The 17535-nt window shown below is 61.7% G+C and carries 16 protein-coding genes; 5 read left to right on the forward strand and 11 right to left on the reverse strand.

Annotated elements, in window-relative coordinates:
• Nucleotides 1-225: 225 nt before the first annotated feature.
• Nucleotides 226-699: an SRPBCC family protein gene (locus ACOQFP_RS25870; RefSeq protein WP_421585938.1), complete on the forward strand. Its 474-nt coding sequence runs from the start codon at nucleotides 226-228 to the stop codon at nucleotides 697-699.
• Between the two features lie 209 nt (nucleotides 700-908).
• On the opposite strand, the gene ACOQFP_RS25875 is transcribed toward ACOQFP_RS25870, so the two are convergent.
• From ACOQFP_RS25875 to ACOQFP_RS25920, 10 genes are all read right to left on the reverse strand, one after another.
• Complete coding sequence (locus ACOQFP_RS25875) at nucleotides 909-2831, reverse strand: GIY-YIG nuclease family protein (RefSeq protein ID WP_421585939.1); 1923 nt, start codon at nucleotides 2829-2831, stop codon at nucleotides 909-911.
• 446 nt (nucleotides 2832-3277) lie between these two features.
• Nucleotides 3278-3529: a hypothetical protein gene (locus ACOQFP_RS25880; protein ID WP_421585940.1), complete on the reverse strand. Its 252-nt coding sequence runs from the start codon at nucleotides 3527-3529 to the stop codon at nucleotides 3278-3280.
• A gap of 1108 nt (nucleotides 3530-4637) precedes the next feature.
• Complete coding sequence (locus tag ACOQFP_RS25885) at nucleotides 4638-5012, reverse strand: hypothetical protein (protein ID WP_421586015.1); 375 nt, start codon at nucleotides 5010-5012, stop codon at nucleotides 4638-4640.
• A 31-nt stretch (nucleotides 5013-5043) separates the two neighbouring features.
• A complete protein-coding gene (locus ACOQFP_RS25890; protein ID WP_421585941.1) occupies nucleotides 5044-5655 on the reverse strand; it encodes an LppA family lipoprotein in 612 nt (203 codons plus the stop codon).
• The gene (locus tag ACOQFP_RS25895; RefSeq protein ID WP_421585942.1) at nucleotides 5652-7352 is read right to left on the reverse strand and encodes an alpha/beta hydrolase; all 1701 of its coding nucleotides are present in this window, start codon (nucleotides 7350-7352) and stop codon (nucleotides 5652-5654) included. The genes ACOQFP_RS25890 and ACOQFP_RS25895 overlap by 4 nt, the downstream gene beginning before the upstream one ends.
• Before the next feature lie 14 nt (nucleotides 7353-7366).
• Nucleotides 7367-7708, reverse strand: a complete 342-nt coding sequence (locus ACOQFP_RS25900) for a hypothetical protein (RefSeq protein ID WP_421585943.1) — start codon at nucleotides 7706-7708, stop codon at nucleotides 7367-7369.
• A 324-nt stretch (nucleotides 7709-8032) separates the two neighbouring features.
• Nucleotides 8033-8317: a muconolactone Delta-isomerase gene (gene catC, locus ACOQFP_RS25905; RefSeq protein ID WP_206487863.1), complete on the reverse strand. Its 285-nt coding sequence runs from the start codon at nucleotides 8315-8317 to the stop codon at nucleotides 8033-8035.
• 5 nt (nucleotides 8318-8322) lie between these two features.
• Complete coding sequence (catA, locus tag ACOQFP_RS25910) at nucleotides 8323-9189, reverse strand: catechol 1,2-dioxygenase (protein ID WP_206487861.1); 867 nt, start codon at nucleotides 9187-9189, stop codon at nucleotides 8323-8325.
• A 43-nt stretch (nucleotides 9190-9232) separates the two neighbouring features.
• Nucleotides 9233-10336 carry a mandelate racemase/muconate lactonizing enzyme family protein gene (locus ACOQFP_RS25915; RefSeq protein WP_421585944.1) on the reverse strand — a complete coding sequence of 368 codons (1104 nt, stop codon included), beginning with the start codon at nucleotides 10334-10336 and terminating at the stop codon, nucleotides 9233-9235.
• Complete coding sequence (locus ACOQFP_RS25920; protein WP_341244072.1) at nucleotides 10333-11262, reverse strand: LysR family transcriptional regulator; 930 nt, start codon at nucleotides 11260-11262, stop codon at nucleotides 10333-10335. The genes ACOQFP_RS25915 and ACOQFP_RS25920 overlap by 4 nt, the downstream gene beginning before the upstream one ends.
• 308 nt (nucleotides 11263-11570) lie before the next feature.
• Here ACOQFP_RS25920 and ACOQFP_RS25925 point away from each other — a divergent pair, with 308 nt between their 5' ends.
• From ACOQFP_RS25925 to ACOQFP_RS25940, 4 genes are all read left to right on the forward strand, one after another.
• A complete protein-coding gene (locus ACOQFP_RS25925) occupies nucleotides 11571-12125 on the forward strand; it encodes a nuclear transport factor 2 family protein (RefSeq protein ID WP_421585945.1) in 555 nt (184 codons plus the stop codon).
• Between the two features lie 171 nt (nucleotides 12126-12296).
• Complete coding sequence (locus tag ACOQFP_RS25930; RefSeq protein ID WP_421585946.1) at nucleotides 12297-13664, forward strand: MFS transporter; 1368 nt, start codon at nucleotides 12297-12299, stop codon at nucleotides 13662-13664.
• Between the two features lie 46 nt (nucleotides 13665-13710).
• On the forward strand, nucleotides 13711-15408 hold the full coding sequence (locus ACOQFP_RS25935) for an amidohydrolase (RefSeq protein ID WP_421585947.1): 1698 nt from the start codon (nucleotides 13711-13713) through the stop codon (nucleotides 15406-15408).
• A 69-nt stretch (nucleotides 15409-15477) separates the two neighbouring features.
• Nucleotides 15478-16065, forward strand: a complete 588-nt coding sequence (locus ACOQFP_RS25940) for a TetR/AcrR family transcriptional regulator (protein WP_206487848.1) — start codon at nucleotides 15478-15480, stop codon at nucleotides 16063-16065.
• A 69-nt stretch (nucleotides 16066-16134) separates the two neighbouring features.
• On the opposite strand, the gene ACOQFP_RS25945 is transcribed toward ACOQFP_RS25940, so the two are convergent.
• Complete coding sequence (locus ACOQFP_RS25945) at nucleotides 16135-17532, reverse strand: flavin monoamine oxidase family protein (RefSeq protein WP_421585948.1); 1398 nt, start codon at nucleotides 17530-17532, stop codon at nucleotides 16135-16137.
• Between the last annotated feature and the right edge of the window lie 3 nt (nucleotides 17533-17535).

Genomic DNA, 17535 nt, shown 5'->3' on the forward strand with positions numbered 1-17535 from the left:
AATGGGGCCTCGCCCTTGCGTGCAACAGCGATGACGTCGCGGCGGAACTCCTCTGGGAACGCTTTCGGCATGGTGAACATCCTTCCACCGTGAGGAGCGATCCTCACAGATCAGATGTCAACCAAACCTGGGGCAGTCCCCTCGGACGGGCGCGGCATGGTCGAGTCGATGACACGGAGCGGGCCACGGCTCGGCATGGGACTCGCTGCCTGCCAAGCTGTGCGAATGGCCTTCACCATCACGCTGTTGACACCGATCGCCGCGGACCCCACATCAGTCTTCGAGCTGGAGTCAGATGCCCTGGTCCACGCAGAGTCTCAGGGTTCGTTCACGGAAAGCGTTCGGTTCCCATTTGGTCGCAGCAACCTCCGCCTGGGGGATGAAATCGAGATCCGCTCCAGGCATCTCGGGTTGTGGTTCACCATGATCAGCCGCATCACAGAGCACGAACCTCCCCGATATTTTGTGGACGAACAAGTGACCGGTCCCTTCGCTTCGATGCGTCACGAGCATTTCTTCCTCGCAACACGTGATCAGACCCAGATGGTCGACGTCATGTCAGTACGGTTTCGCGGAGGACGACTCGGCGCTCTGATTCTGGACATCCCAGGAAGGCTGTACCTTCGACGCATCCTGTGCATTCGGAACGAGTTCATCAAGAAACGCGCCGAAGCCGAGCAAGCAGCGCGGAATCGGTAACTGGTCAGAGTCTCAGCGCCTTCACATCGATGTTTCTTCGAGATGCCCGGAAGACGAAAAGTGTTGCATCGCAGCCTTACGCAGGAGTTTACTGGCAACGCTGCATATCTGACCGCATCGTATTGCCCCGTGATCGTGTTTGAAGGAGACCGGTGACCGTCAGGTTCAGGCAAGGCCGAAGCTGTAGGCATCTAGGACCAGCCGGACTACTACTGCGCTGCCGGGAGCTCGAATGCGGCCGCGACGAGCTGCGGGCAGTGGGAGCGTCGGTGCATGCTTGGCCCTTTTCGCATGATGTTGAGTGCTGTGGTGGCGGCGGCGCGGGTTACGGCGACGTCGTCCAGCAGGCGGTGTAGCTGTGCGAGTGAGTGGGCGAAAATGGTGCTCTGGCCGGGGCCCGATTCTTCATACTGCGCGGCATGCAGAGTGGCGTGGGGGTGGCGCCGGAGGAATGCGAGTTCGCCCGTTGCGCCGGCTGAGAAGAGCTCTGCGTCGTTGACTTGGATGAATCCGCCGATGGTGCCGGATGCGTAATCCATGTTGACGACGAATGTTTCGGTCATGGCGATGCTGACGCATGACAGGCGACGCGGTATAGATCTGGTGGTCGGCAGGCAACTCGCCGACCACGACTGATATTCGGTCTGCAATGGGTAGGGGACGCATCGGGTCAGGTACTGGGCGATCAGTTCGAGGACATGCGTGGATTGAGGTATGGACGTGAAGCGTCGAAAGTTGTCGGCGGCACCGAGAAACTGACTGTGGTCGATACGTTGTGTTGTCGAGTCTGCACGGTTGACTGTATCGGGGTCGTCGAGCCATAGGCGTTGCTGAGCATCGGAGATGATGTCGTCGAGGTGTCTGCTGTCGCCGATCAAGGTTGCCATCTCGTTGACATTGCGTGCCAGCAAGTTCGATCGTTGCGCGTGGTGGATCAGCTGTCGTTCGCGCAACCGCAGGAGGCGTTTGTGATCCAGTCTCGAGGTCTGGACTGCAGCGTCTATTTCTGGGCGTACGCGGATCATGGTGATGTCGCGAAATCGGTTTCGGTGCTGGGCGAGACGGGACGCGATGTCGACTGACTCGCCGATGTAGCACTGTCCGTCTGCGAACTCGAGTACGTAGTAGCCAGCGGTCCCGCTCGTATGGTCTGCCAGAAATGCTGCGACCGTTGCGGGTTGGGGGAGCAGTGGTTCGGAAAATTCGTGTTCGGTTGCCCACCGCGTGATGTTGTGCGCACGGTTCTGCAGTTCGGCTGGTGTGGGTGCGAGTTCGTGAGCTAGTGGCCGGGAAGGTAGCACCGACGGGCCGCTCAGGGAGCCGCTCGAGTGCCAGCGCCCGGTGATTGCCGCGGCAGCGTCGGGAGTGAGTGTGAAAGATGCGGGGTAGAGCTCGATGTCATCGAGCGCACGGCAAAGGTTGGACTGTCCCTCGGAGTCGGGATCCGCGGTTTCGTCGAGCGTCCACGCGTCGATTGTGCGGATCCACGTCAGCGTGTGCGTTGCGAGTTGGTGGTTTTCGGTCTCGTGCGGCGTTCGCTTTGAATCGAAGTCCAGTTTCTCGGGTGGTGTGGTTGTGAGGAGTATCGAGCGTTCCCCGGCAACGCTGAGTTTGTGGTCGAGTGCCAGTCGCCACCCCGATCGCGCGGCGGACGACACTATGCACAGGATCTCTGCTAGCGGATTAAGGACGTTGAGGTCGAATTGCCTGATGTTGGCTTCGTTGTCGCTGTTCAAGTATTCGCGAATGTCGATCGTTTGACCATGGCGGGTGTCCGGCCGTTCGCTCGACATGTAGGAGGGCACGTGCGAGCACAGCGCATCGAACATGTCCTCGTCGCGGTCGACGATCAGCGTGCCCGCTTGCATTATTCCGGTGGCATCGTATTCGACGACCCAACAGTCTCCGTCGAAAACGAATGTTGTTACCAACGAGTTCTCATCACTGTCTGCAGTGTCGGCATGGGTAGAGATCACTAGTGTCGATGGAGTTGCTTCAACCGTGACTCGGCGGCCGGACACGACGTACATCACCAGGTATCCTTCGACGTCGACCCCGAATGGTAGTGTCCATCCCTCGAGCTCGTCGTTGAGGTTGTCGACTTTGTGGGTGTCCGGTGACGCGGTGCTCATGTGAGAGGACAACTTTCGGTTCTTCTGAACTTGGGTCCTGTCGGCATCGCCGACCGGGTGGACGCGAGTAAGTCGATTCGGTGTAGCTTAGCTGTAGTGACCGACAAGTTTCACGATTCGGGCGCATGAGAACCGCCTGCGCTGCAGGTTCAAGGGCTGCGCCGACGGAAACCCTGACGCCTGCCCGGATCCGAGCCCATGTTCGGTGTTGCTCGCGAGAGTTCGGAGTTCGAATGAGCGTCAACTAATCTGTTTCACAGGGTCATACATGTGAACGACGGTGCGATTCTTGTCGTTGCTGAGCCGTATAGTGTGCCTGCGAATCTCCTCTCACGAAAACAGGTCGACATGACACTCCGCTCATCCCTTCGCCGCGCTGGCGTTGTCGGCGGTACCCTCGTTGTTGCCTCTCTCGCGGCTGCGCCATCAGTTCAGGCTGCCAGCACTTACGTCGAAGGCGGCAACATCACCTCGATCGTCACGATCCCGCATCGCTTCGTCCAATTGCGGTTGCTTGTCGCGTAGCGCTGCTCGATAGGCAGCCATGATGATGTCGGCATCCGGATGATGCAGTGCGACGAGTCGACCTCGACGGCGGTACCGCCGTCCCTGCCGACACCACGAATCTCGCGCACAACGGCTTGTGCGCGTTGCACTTTGACGTCCAACTCGTCGAATGCATTGTTCGACATCGTCACCTGAAGTCCTTCGGTGCGCAGACGATCACGGGTTCGGTGTGACAGCGCATACAGACAGAACGGTCGTCTCGAAGAATCCGTCTTAGCCCTGCTCCAGTGGTAGAAGCAGGGCCATCTCGATCAGTGACGGTCTCTAAGCCTTCCCAGTGTCATGGGCCGCCAGGTATTTTCGCGCGATCGAGGCGGCGATGACACTGGTTTTGAGGTCCCATCCGGTCGCTTCGCGGAACTTCTGGGCCGTGATGTCCTATGAGTCATCGGGTATGCCCGCAAGCGCACGCGCGAACTCGGGACGCTCGAAGAACGTGCGTACCGATTCGTCACACAAGTACGTGACTGCGAAGTCCGCAGCGTCACGCGCTGCCTGCGGCGGACGGAAGAACCGTGCCAGTATCAACTTGCGAACGGTGTAGCGCACCACGCCCCGGCGCCGACAAGTGCTGCGGCTGCTCCCGCTACGCCACCCTCGAGCGAGTTCACGCCCGCCAACCTAGCCAGGACCCAGGCAACCTCTTTGAAATTCTTCGTTGCGATGAGGTGCATACACACGGTCCTCTCAATGTTGTCACTGCTAACTAATGATTTGAACAAACCACACGGTATTGCCAAGTGCCTGGGGGATGCAACACCTGGAGTTCACCTTCCGCGAGTGCAGAGAACGACCGCATGGCTGCGCTGATCCGCAGACCACGGCGTTCATAAGTCGTTGCAAGACAACGCGTCAACGAACGTCCAGCAGTGAAACGACTCGGACCACTGCGCGAGGACGTCGCGCAGCATCTCGCTACTCGGTGCGCACAGGGTGGTCGCTGCACACAGATGCGCGCGGCAACACTGCGGAGCAGTAGTTGAAACCGGTTCGTCCTCGAACGGTAGCGAGGTGGACGAACAAGTCCAGGGTGTGCTCCGCGAGTAAACCCAGTTCAGCGAGGTGATCAGCTGATCGATGCTGGCCTCGAGGATCTTGGGAGGGTGTGCCGGCCGCATCGCATGTGGCCGCCGATCTTCTGGTCTTCGGTTCGGAGTTGGCCAGGATGCAGTGCGCCACTGCGAGTTATCCGAGCGTTGGGGTACGGACGTCGGCGGCGTTGATCGGCTGCGCTGCTGTTCAACGATTCCGACCGAGCGGGTCCTGTCGGATGCTGTGGAAGTAGGTGTCGTCGTCGAGAGTCTGCGCCGGGTGGGCCGGTTCAGCCTGTGTGCGGGCGGCGTTACTGTCGACGAACGAGGTTATTGCTTGGGTATCGGGGTCGCTGAGGACATCCCGCATCGCCTCGTCCAACTGTGGCTGCTTGTCGCGTAGCGCTGCTCGATAGGCAGCCATGATGATGTCGGCATCTGGATGATGCAGTGCGACGAGTCGGTTCTCGGCGTCGACCTCGACGGAGATGCCACCGACCCTCCCGACGCCACGAATCTCACGCACAACCGATTGTGCGCGTTGCACTTTCGCGCCCAGCTCGTCGAATCCACCGTTGAACATCGTCACCTGGACTCCTTCGGTGCGCAGACGGTCACGGGGTCGGCGTCACCGGAGGCTGCGTAGCCTGTGCCCCCGGCATTTTCGCCTGGGGCAAACGACATCCCGTGTTCGCGGAGATGACGGCACCCGTGCTGCCGATGAAGATGGCCGTTCGTTCCGGGCTGTAGAAGCGAACCTGGTGTCGGCCGGGATCGTCATGGAAGATTTGATACTCGGTCGCGCCCACTGCGGCAGCGAGTGCCTTGGCGTGTTCGAACACCTGCGGCCATACCGCATCCGGGATCGGCCCCTCCGACACATAGTTCTTCAGTTGGACATCGTCACCGTCGGTCCCATCGAACGGCCGACCGCAGCCGCCGACACTTCGCTCGCGAATCCAGGTCCACTTCATACCGGGCACGAGGGTGTCCACGAAGGCACCGATCTGCACGACAGTGCTCTCGAGCTGCACTTCGGTGTCCTCGAGCGACGGAAGCGATTCCAGGATCGCAGCTGAGTCCGCCGTCACGGCCGGGCTGGATTTTTCGTACGGATCATCGAGCACGTCGGATCCACATCCTGTCAGCGTGAGGACTGCGGCGACGGTCAGTGCCGTCATCCACCGTCGTGATCGGGCATCGGTCGTTCGTCTCTTGCGCATCATCGGGTCAGATCCATCAGGCCATCGAGAAGGTCCATTCCTCCGGTTTTCACTGCCGAGTCACCGGTGACGAGTTGGCCTGGCACATCGGCCAGCCCGGCGACGACAACGGCCGTGTTGTACCCCGACGTACGCAGTTCGCCGTTGTCTCCCGATCTCGAGTACTCGCTGTGTCCGGTCGCTCCTTGGCGCGCCACACCATCGGCGGTCGTCGTCGCATCGGTATCGAGGTGGGTGAACTCGGACATGTAACCGGGACTCCAGCCGAAGCGGTTCATGTGCGCGACGGGATCGTCGTGCGCGGTCATCTCGTACGCGTGCCCCGGTGCGATGTTGAGCTTGTCGAGACTGCTGTCGACGAAGTCGTGGCCGGTACCAAGGCCGGGGGACCCGTAGACCATCACGTCATCGACAATTCCCTCGGGAGTCTCCTGCAGCGCAAGCCCGGTGGTGAACGACCCGTACGAATGCCCGACCGCCGTCAGGTGCGGGTCACCGTCGTAGTTCGACGCGGCGATGCCCTCGTAGAACTGCGACAGGTCGGGCGCAGCGGCCTGAGCGTTCCACGGCTGCGCCACCTGGATCGCCCCCATCAGGCTCTCCTCGGAGAAGTAGTCATCTTTGTCGAGTTGCGGTGCGTCGTAACCGATCCACGCAATGGTCGACACCGTCTCACCCACATGGTCGACCGTGTCGTCGAGTTGCTTCTCTGCGGTCAGCTTCATCTGTTCGCCTTCGTCAGTCATGGCGCCGATGGCACCGCCGACGGTGGTGTTCAAACCCGGCGTGGTGATCGACACGTGATCTGCGGTGTCCGGGTTTCCGACCGCTACTGCCGCATGCGTCTGCGCACCCGACTGCGTGTCGAGGAGCATCAGCATCCGGTTGGGGTCCTTGTCGATGGTGTCCCGGACGGCCTGTAGGTCCACGAGCCGATCCGACACCGATGGGTCGCAGGCCTCGGCGCGGGCCAACTCGTCGTCGAGTTTGATGCGGTTGTAGTGATCACGGTCGACGACGGGGAGGCCGTCGCGGTTGCCGATGTAGTTGTCGTGGGCGAACAGCGCGTCCTTGTCGGCCGGGGACAGCGTGGACCACAACTCGTGCAACTGCGCCGGGTCCGACGGCAGCGACGTCGTGCCGCTGATGATGTCCGATACGACCGGGCTGATAGTTGCAGCCCCGGGCGATCCCGTCGCATCGAGCTGCTGTTGCGCTGCTCGAATTGCTTGCCCCGCTTGCATTTCTCCTTCTCCGAACTGAACGAGAAGTGCCTTGATCCGTACCTGGAGTGCGTCGGCTTGCGCGTCCAGTCGGTGCTGCAGCAGCATCGAGACAACTATGTCGCCAGCGAGCGGAACACTCGGGGCCGTCACGGTGCCGTCGTCGGACACCGACATGCCGACACCGGGTGCCTCGAGGTCCACGATGGCCAGCAGCGAGGTACGGATGCTGTCGAGTACGGCTCCGTGGGAGGCGTGTGCTTCGGCGACGGCGGTCACGGCCGTGTCGATGTGCGAGGCGGCCAGGCTTTCCGACAGACTGCGCGCCGACGCGGCTGCTGCCGCCTCGCCCTGCCACTTGTCCATCGTCGCGTCGACCGCACGATCCATCCGGCGGACCTGGTCTGTGAACGTACTGTTCGACGCACGCAGAGCCGTGGCGTAGTCGAGCATCGTGCTCGGCTGACAACCTCGCACGTGCGAAATGGTGGTCACCGCGGCGCCCCGCCGCCGTAGCGCTGTAACTGAGAACTGAACGCCTCGTCGATGTCCTCGTAACTCGTTGCGTTCCCCTCGCACGCCGCCGACATCTCGGCGACGTTGTCGGCGATGCGTGAGTAGGCCTCGGCCGTGGTCTTGGTGCTCTGCTCGGAGGCTGGGGTTATCGGCGATCCCGGCATGGTGACCGTCGCAGCGACGCTGATTCCGGCGATCGTGTTTGCCGTATCGGCGAGTGTTCCACCGAGTGCTCGAAGCTCCTCGACATCGACTGCCAGCAGTTCGCCCACTTCTCGCCCCCCAGCGATCCATCGACGCGGTCGGACCAGCGCCATATCGCCAGCAGGCTAACACGTCGACGACGAACAACAGTGCCAGAACGGGTTGCAGATCGGGCTGTGACTTAGGTGTCTGACGAGACGAGTCATCCGGTGCAGTTGTAGGCCGAAGCGGTGTAGGCAACCGCGCCGAATCTGCGGTCGGGACATGCGCTGGAGTTGAGCCAACACGCTGTTGGAGAATTTCGAGTCGGTGGTACTCGAACGATCAAAGACGAAGGTTCCTGCACCGCCGGGAGTGGTACCCGACGGTGCAGGGGAGTGGTCAACCTTGTGCGCAGAGACGGATCTCATTGCCATCCGGCACCGGGCACGTGCCTGTCACAGCGCAGAGATGTCCGACGGATGGTGGGCCAATGGGCTCACCTCGATGCTCATGAACGGGAACAACGGCAGGTTCCACAGAATCTCGTGCAGCCGCTCGTTGTCTCGCACGTCGAAGATGCTCAGGTTGGAGTACTGGCCGACGAGCCGCCAGATGCTCACCCACTCGCCGTCGCGCTGCAGCTGCTGCGAGTAGGCCTTCTCCCGGGCGAGAGTATCGGTCCGTACGTCGGCATCGAGATCCTGTGGCAGAGCAACGTCCATCTTCACTGCAAACAGCATGTCGCTCAGGCCTTGTCGAGAACGAAGTCGTACGTCACTTCCTGGCCACCGTCGGTGTCCCGAGGATCGAGGATGAGCTCCGGCTTGACAGCATCGGCCACGTCGTCGTCGTTGTGCGGGTCACCGGGGAAGTAGAGCTGAGTGGTGATCTGCTGGTAACCGTCGGCCGCAACCTTGAGGTGCAGGTGCGCCGGACGCCATGGATGCCAGCCGGCTGCGGAGATGAGATTTCCGCAGGCACCGTCGGTCGGGATCTGATACGGCGCAGGCTTCATCGTGTGAATCCAGAACTGGCCCTGATCATCGGTGGTCACTGTGCCGCGCAGGTTCCACTCGGGGATTCCCGGTGCGAACTGCGAGTAGAAACCGCCGTCATCGGCGTGCCAGATCTCGATGACCGAATGCGGCAGCGGTGTTCCGTCGACGGCTTCGACCCGCCCCTGGAACAGCAGCGGCGTTCCCTTCTCGCCGTCGCGGGTCGGCAGAGTCGCGTTCGAACCCAGTTCGGGTGCACCCGGGACGTAGTACGGACCTTCGATGGTGCCCTTGCTTCCCTCACGGGTTTCGCCGGCCACCTCCTCGACCACATGCTCTACCCATACGTCCAGGAACAGAGGCCACTCTCCGGTCTGGCCGACACTGATCAGCCATGCCTTGAGTGCGTTGTACTCGTCGTACGTCACCTTGTGTTCGCGAATTGTCTCGTGCACAGCCGAGAGCACCTGGCGAGCAAGGAGACTGACACGCTCGGGTGGGGTATCGGCAGCCGCCTGCTTATCGGAGACGAAGCGCTGGGTGGCGTTCGCGCCCGATGCGGCTGCGGTCGCCACCTCGGCGGACAGGTCTGTCGATGCTGCATGGTCGATGCTCATGATGTACTCCTCGTATCAAAGTTGCACTCTTGTGGGCTGAAAATCATTGGTCAAGACGGTATTTCGTGAGTTTGTCCGGGTCGATGCGCACACCGAGTCCTGATCCCGGCGAGACGCTGAGTGTGCCGTCGCGTATCTCGAGACTTTCGGTGAGCAGGTCGTCGGCCATGTCGAGGAAGTTGGAGAGCTCGCCGGCCCGACGTGATGTCAGGTCGAACGCCGCACCGAAGGCAACGGTGCAGGCCGTGCCGAGCTGTCCATCGATCTGGTTGCCCATCACGACATCGACACCGAGGCCCTCGCACAGGTGATGGGTTCGCAGAGATGTCGTGAATCCGGTCCGCGCAGTCTTGATGCTGACCGCGGTGGCGGATCCGCCCAGAATCTCGCGGGTGACCTCGGCCGGTGTGGTCGCGGATTCGTCTGCTACGAAGGGAATATCGAGCTGCTGGACGAGCCAGCGGCGGCCGAGTACGTCGTCGGCCGGGCATAATTCCTCGGCGAGGGTGAGTCCGAGATCGGACATCTCTTTCATCGCGCGTGCCGACTCGGCGGCGGTCCAGCCACGATTGCCGTCGACGTACAGTTCGATATCGGTACCGAGGCTTTCACGGAGGGCTCGCACTACAGCGATGTCGAGGTCTATCGGCCGCCGTCCGACCTTGACCTTGAACACGCCGATCCCGTAGCGCTCCCGCATCGTGGTGGCTTCGTCGACCATCGCTGCCGGAGAATCGAACCCGAGCATGTGGCTCACTCGCATCCGGTCGGTGTACCCGCCGAGGAGTTCGGTCACGGGCAGGTCGAGAGTCTGCCCCAGCGCGTCCCAGATCGCCATGTCCACCGCGGACTTGGCCACCGGATTGCCAACTGTACGAGCCAGTTTGGCATGCACGACCTCGCGTTCGACGAGGGTGAGTCCGATGATCGCGGGGGCGAAGAGGGTCTCGATCACCGCTGCGACACCGCGCTGGGTTTCACCGTAGGTGAAAGGTCGAGGTGGTGCGTCGGCAATACCGATCACACCGTCATCGGTGTGGACCCGAACGAGTACGTGCTCGGCAGCGTGGACTTCACCGCTGGCGAATTTCAACGGCTTTCGATACGGAATCGAATAGGGGATCGCGTCGACGGCGACGATCTTCATGGCATGTCCTTCGAATGTGACGACGGAACTGATGATTCGACGGGTGGCAGTACGCCCGCGTCTTCGAGGGCACCGACGAGCGCGTCGACGAGTGCGGACGGCCGCTCGCGCTGCCAAGCCAATGCCAGATCGATAGTGCTCGCGCCGGCGATATCGCGGAACACGACGCCGTTCAGTTGCAGCGCGCGTACCGATTCGGGCACCAACGCAACCCCTAGACCGGCCGCGACGAGTGCAAGCAGGACCGAGGTATCGGGGGCCTCGTGTTCGCGCCTCGGGGTGAAACCTGCAGCGCGACAACTGGTCACCACGGCTTCGTTGACGACCGAGTGGGTATCGGCGTACATGACGAAGTCCTCGTAGGCGAGATCGGCGACGTCGAGTGAACCTTCGGTGGTGAGCCGGTGATCGACGGGCAATGCGAGCACCAATGATTCCGTGGTGATTCTGCGGAGCACCAGATCGTCGCCGGCTACCGGTGGCCGCAGCACTGCGACATCGAGATGCTCCGAGCGTAGACCGTCGACCTGCGCCGGGGTGAGCAGGTCCCCGTGGATCTCCAGAGCGATGCCTGGCAGTCTCTGCTTGATCGCGCGTGCGATAGGGGGCAATTGGTCGAAAGCCGCGGTACCGGTGAAACCGATGCGCACCAACCCGTATCGCCCCTCTGCGATCCGCCGTACTCCTCGTGCGCTCTGCTCGAGGTTGTCCAGGTTTCGAAGGGTCTCCCGATAGAAGAACTCTCCCGCAGGGGTCAAGCTCACCTGACGAGTCGTCCTGGCCAACAGAGTCACACCGAGTTCCGCCTCCAACTGCCGCACCGACTGCGACAGTGCCGGCTGGGCCAGATGTAGGCGGGTGGCGGCCTGCCCGAAGTGTCGAGTCTCGGCAACGGCCACGAAGTGATAGAGGTGCCGTAGTTCCATGACCGAGCCTTCCTGTGTGTTCTGTCGGTGACCCTGACCACACTATGGGCCGAATCCATAGATGACAAAGACCTATTTGTGGGTGATTGATAAGCGGTAGCGATAAATGTCGTCGTGGGCTGGACGCCTGACAGCGTTCGACGAACAACGCTCGGGTGGCGCGCTGTTCATCCGGCACGCCACTCGAGAAATCCAGCTCGGGCAGAGAGCCGATGTCGCTGAAGGATCTTCGTATATCGGCATCGTCGAGCCCGGCATAGCGTCGAGGACAGGAAGCAGATGCCGTGAAAACGCCGAGGAGACCCAATATGACCGACCCCACCATCGCACAACTGTCCGCCCGTCTCGAAGTTCTGGAGTCCGAGGCCGATATCCGGCGCATTCAAGCGCGCTACATGTTCCTGTGCGATACGCCGTGTCCCGAATTCGGAGTGGACGACGATGCTCGCCGCATCGAGCTGGTGTTGGATCTGTACACCGAGGATGCCGTGTGGGAAGGGGTCGGCGAGTACTACGACGGCCAGTTCGGCCGCGCCGAGGGGAAAGACGCGATCAGGGCGCATTTCAATCGCTTCTGGGGTGAGAAAACCGATCCTGCGTTGTTGCTCAACGCGCATTACCTCACCTCGGAACAGATACACGTGGACGGCGACACAGCCGACGGCCAATGGATCCATATGCAGCCCTGGCTCTTTGCCGACGGCAAGAGTCTGTTGCGATCCAGCCGGCTCAACAACGCCTTCCGTAAGGTCGACGGCAGGTGGCTGATTTCTCGGACTCGCACCGAGAACGTGTTCGTGGCTCCGCTACCGAACAACTTCGCCGATGCGTATCCCCGTGAATCGGTGCTGCTGCGTCCCTGACCCATGGAATCGGAATTGTCAATAGGGATGTGGAATTGCCTGGGTAGGGGAACCTTTATTTCGGTGAACTTGCGCTGAAAATTGCTCGCGAATGGCCGACAGTGTTCTCTACAGCGCCGCGAGAGTAATTCATCCGTACGGCGGTCATCCAACCGAACAGGATCGATACCGATGTCCGAGCAAGTACACAACACCGAGGCCGGGACAGAACCGCAGCGTTCGAGTCTGGGACGAATTGCTTTCGCCAGCGGTGTCGGCACCTCGCTGGAATTCTATGACTTCGCGATCTACGGAACGGCTACTGCACTCGTTTTCACCGATACGTTCTTTCGGACGGGAAATGCGTGGTTCGGCACATTCATGGGTCTGGCCACCTTCGGTATCGGGTTCCTGATGGCCCCGCTCGGAGCAGTGTTCTTCGGCTGGGTCGGCGACACCTATGGTCGTCGCCGCGCGCTGCAGTTGACCTTCCTCGGGATGGGTGCTGCCACCCTGATCATCGGCTTGCTTCCGACGTACGCGCAGGTGGGCGTGGCTGCCCCGGTGTGCCTGGTTCTGCTCAGGCTGGTGCACGGACTGAGCCGTGGTGGTGAGACGGGTGGCGCGGCCGTACTGGCCATCGAGCATGCGCCGGATGACCAGCGAGCCCGGTACGGTGTGTTCACCGCCCTCGGATCGCCGATCGGAACGATCCTTGCGAACGTTTCGTTCGCGTTGGTGCTACTGCTTCCGGCAGACACCGTCCAGGACTGGGCTTGGCGTCTTCCGTTTCTCTTCGGTGGGTTGGTTCTGGTGTTGGGGCTGTGGGTGCGCAGAGGTGTCCACGAAAGCCCGGTGTTCCGGCAGATGGTAGCCGACCGCGGTGAGGAAGCCGTCCGCGCACAAATGCCGTTCAAGGCCGTTGTGAAAAGCAATTGGCGCCGACTTCTGCTTGCTGCGGGCGTCAATGTCGGGCTGAATTCCACCACGTTCGTGCTGGCGATTTTCATGCTTTCCTACGCCACTGCGAAAGCGCCCGAAGGTCTGGGTCTCCCGCGAACCGATATCGTGTACGGCAGCATTGCCGCTTTGATACTGCACGGTGTGGCTGTGGTGATCGCCTCGCTGCTCTCCGATCGGATCGGACGCCGACCGGTGATGATGGGCGGCGCGCTGGCGACCATCGCCGCAGTACTGACCATCTTCCACATGGCTCAGTGGGGCACCGTGACGTCGGTTGTTCTCGGTTTGATGATCGGATTCACTACCACCGGTTTCCTCTTCGGACCCATGTACACCTTCTTCACCGAACTGTTCCCCAAGGAGCAACGCCAAACCGGGATGGGCATCGCGTTCCATGTCGGCGCTGTGTTGGGCGGCGGTATCGCGCCCTTGATCGCGAACCGGATCGTCGCCTTCACCGGGGACGCCTCCAACATCGGTTACTACCTGGCCGGCGTCTGCATCATTTCGCTGAGCTGCCTGTGGGTTCTTCCCGAGACAGCACCGGTTCGATTGCAGCGTAACCGAATCGCGGCAGACGCGGTTACTGCTTCCTGAGGACGATCATCTGGTCGGATCAGGCCAACGACACCCGAGGAACCTCATGAACTACGCAGATTCGGTCTACATCAACGGCCGTGTTTTCACCGTGGACGCCAATTTTTCCATCACGTCGTCCGTCGCAGTGACCGGTGACGTGATCACAGCTGTCGGCACCTACGACGACGTTGCCGAACAGATCGGCCCCGATACCGCAGTGATCGACCTCGTAGGCAATACCGTCCTGCCGGGTATCAACGACTCGCATCTGCACGCGATCGCCTTCGGTTTGGATACTCCGCCGTTGTCGCTGGACGTGGCCTACCCCACGGTGCGCTCGATCGCCGACGTCGTCGGAGCCGTGCAAACAGCAGTCGACGCTGCGGCCGACGGGGAGTGGATCATCGGAACAGGCTGGGACGAGGGCTATCTGGACGAATGTCGGGATGAGTCGGGTCGGTCTCCGACCCGATGGGACCTCGATGCGGTGTCTGCGAACAACCCGGTCTTCCTGCAGGACTTCTCCCGGCACACCTCGTGGGTCAACTCGGCGGCGTTGAAGCTCGTCGGTGTCGACGAGAACACCGCTGTTCCCGAGGGCGGCCGCGCAATCAAGAACGCCGACGGAGTGCTCACGGGCATCTTCATGGAAGGCGCGCAGTCGTTGGTACAGTCGGCACTGCCGATCCTCGACGACGCCAGACGCGAGAAAGCGGCCAGATCGGCCATAGCCTCGCTACAGCGGGAGGGGATCACGAGTTTCACCGATCCAGCACTCGGACCCGGTGGGGAAGCGCTGGCAGGTGGTGCCATGGGCAGTGTCGGTCTTGCCACCTACGCCCGGTTGGCTGCAGCCGACGAACTCGGAATCCGCGTATCGGTACTACTGCTGCCCTGTGGAATGAGCGGTACGGCAGAAGAATTCGCCGACAATTTGGCATCCATCGAGCCGCCGACCGGTCCCGACCCGCGAATGTTCCGCGTTCTCGGCGTGAAGGTGTTCGCCGACGGTATTCCGCTGAGCAAGACGTCGTGGATGCACGAGGAGTACGTCGGAGGGGGCTGCGGATCGCTGTGTGTCGGTGGCGAAACCGACGAGCGACGCGTCGAGCAGGTCACCGAGATGATTCGCCGGGGCCACGTCGAGGGCTATCAGGTGGGCGTGCACGTGACCGGAGACCGAGCCATCGACACGGTGGCATCGGCGCTGATCGCGGCACAGCGCGATCACCCGAGAGACGACCCGCGACACTATCTGATCCACGGGGACTTCGTCTCTCGCGAGACATTGGACAGGTTGGCCGAGGCGGGGATCGGCGTCAACATGAACCCGACGATCAAGTGGACCATCGCAGACCTCGAACCGGAATTCGTCGGTCGCGATCGGGCCGCATACGAATTTCCCTATCGGAGCGCTGCGGATGCAGGTGTCCGGCTGATGAGTAGTTCGGACGCACCCGTGACAATGCCGAATTGGCGACAAGGTCTGTCCACGATGATTCTTCGTGAGAGCAAGGCGTCGAAGACGGTGAGCGGTCCCGACCAGACCATCACGTTGGCGCAGGCTCTGCGCACCTACACGATCGATGCGGCATGGCAGGACTTCGCCGAGGACTGGAAGGGATCGATCGAGGTGGGCAAGGTTGCCGATCTCACTATCGTCGAAGGTGACTTGGAAACGATCGATCCGCACGACATACCCGCAATGGCGGTGCTGCGCACCGTCGTCGGCGGCACGGTCGTGTACGAGCGAACCCCGTAGTAGCGCGTCCGGTGGGGCGTCCTGGTCTTGATACGGTTGGTCACCAACCGCACCCGAGACGAGGACGCTATGCCGAAGGTTGTCGATCGCGACGAACGTCGCCACATGATCGTTGCTGCCGCTTGGCGTCTCATCGCAGCTCGCGGGATAGACGGGGTCAACATGCGTGACCTCGCAGCCGAAGCTGGGTACACCAACGGGGCGTTGAGCAGGTATTTCTCCGGCAAGGACGAAATATTGCGCGCTGCCTTCGAATTGGTACTCGAAGAGACCAACGCTCGAATCGAACGGTCGGTGGGAACGCACCGGGGGCTCAAAGCACTCCGCAAGGTCTGTGTCGAGATCATGCCGTTGACGGAGGAAACCCGGCTCGAAGCGCGGATTGCCATCTCGTTGTGGCAGCGCGCGCTGACCGACCGGGACATGGAGAAGTCCAACAACGACATCGTCGGTCAGTGGAGTTCGCGGATCGCCGGACACCTCACCGAAGCAGTCGAGGACGCTGCTCTGACTGATATCGACGTCGATGTGTATGCGAGCCTTATCATGACCACGATCATCGGCCTTCAGGTCACCGCAGTGCTCGGGGACACCGGTACCTCACGGAAAGCGCAGCTGACGATGATCGACGCGATTCTCGACGGGCATCGACAGTGACTCGGCGGGCGTGAACTCGGCGGCTCGGGAAGCGTCGTTCGTCGCTTCCCGAGCCGCACCTGCCTGGGGTTACACAGTGACCGAGTTGTCCCCGCCGAGGTCGGCAATCAACGCCCGTGCGGTGGTGATTCCGGTTTCGATGGCTCCGTCGACGACGACTCCGTTCCACCCTCGCGCAATGTCGGCACCGGCGAACCGCAGCCGGGTCTGCCTGCCGTGGAACGACTTCCAGCCCTGAGTGAACTGTCCTGACCGCAACGTCGCCCACGTCTGTCCCGACCATTGGTCTGCGGCCCAATCGTGCCCGCCGCAGTCGAGGACCTGCATGCCGGTGTTCCAGACGTCGACAGCCTTCTGCGCGGATGCCGTGTCGTCGAGATCGATTGTGGTGTGGTCGGATCCGAACCCGACCAGGATCGTGGCATCCTCGTCCTCGAGAAAGTACTCGGCGCGCAGCAGCGAGATGGGGTGCTCACCGGGAGCTCCGGCGATGACGGAGTGGTGACCTGCAACCTTGACCCAGATCTTGAATCCGGTGGAGTTCGATCCGTCACGGATCAGGGTCTGCTGTTCTGCGCCCAGCGGCGGTGAGAAGGTGATGTTCTTCAACGCGCCGATCGGGACCGTGACGATCACGGCGTCGGCGGTGACGACGGTTCCGTCGTCCAGCGTCACCGAGGACGAAGTCGGGCCGTGCTCGACGCGAGTCACAGCGGTGTTCAGCGTGATGTTGCTCCGAATGTCGGCCGCAAGTGCCTCGTACAGCCCACGCATGCCGTCGACGAGCTTGAACCGAAGTGTCTGCTCGTCCATGAGCGAGCTGCGGTGATCGCTCAACGATGCCCAGTGCTTTGCCATCAGAGGTGACGCCGTCGCCGTCGATCCTTGATACCCCGCAGACCAGTACGAATCAGCGAGATCTATCTGCTCCTGGGTGAATTCGCCGTTGCGGAGACAGTCGAGGACGCTGCCCTGATCGGCCGCGAGGAACCGTGCGCGGAGTTCGTCCGGGGTGTTGGGATCGTCGAGCACTTTCAACGGCTCGTGCGGGAAGGGAAAGAAGTCTCGGGACCCCTCGAATATCTTCTCCTGAATTGCGCTCAGAGCCACGTCGAGATCGTGCTCGGACCCGGAATGCACGGTGCCCTCGCTGACCCAGTACGCATTGTCGATATCGGGACTCGGGTAGATCTTCTGGCTGTAGCGAGTGATCTCGGTCCACACGAACGGCTGCATCCAATGCACCCACGTTGCCCCCATCTCCAGCTGGTGTCCACCCAGCCGTGAATCGGTCCACGCTCGGCCGCCGATGCGGTCGCGGGCTTCGTAGACGGTGACCTCGTATCCCGCGTTCTCGAGTTCTCGGGTTGCGGTCAGGCCGGCGAATCCGGCTCCGACCACGATGACCTTCTTACCGTCGGAATCGACCGGGCGAGGGTTCTGGGTGGCGGAGGTAGAGGTAGTCATGTC

Origin of the sequence: Rhodococcus sp. MALMAid1271 (assembly GCF_049195265.1) — a bacterium.
In the GTDB taxonomy this organism is placed as follows: domain Bacteria; phylum Actinomycetota; class Actinomycetes; order Mycobacteriales; family Mycobacteriaceae; genus Rhodococcoides.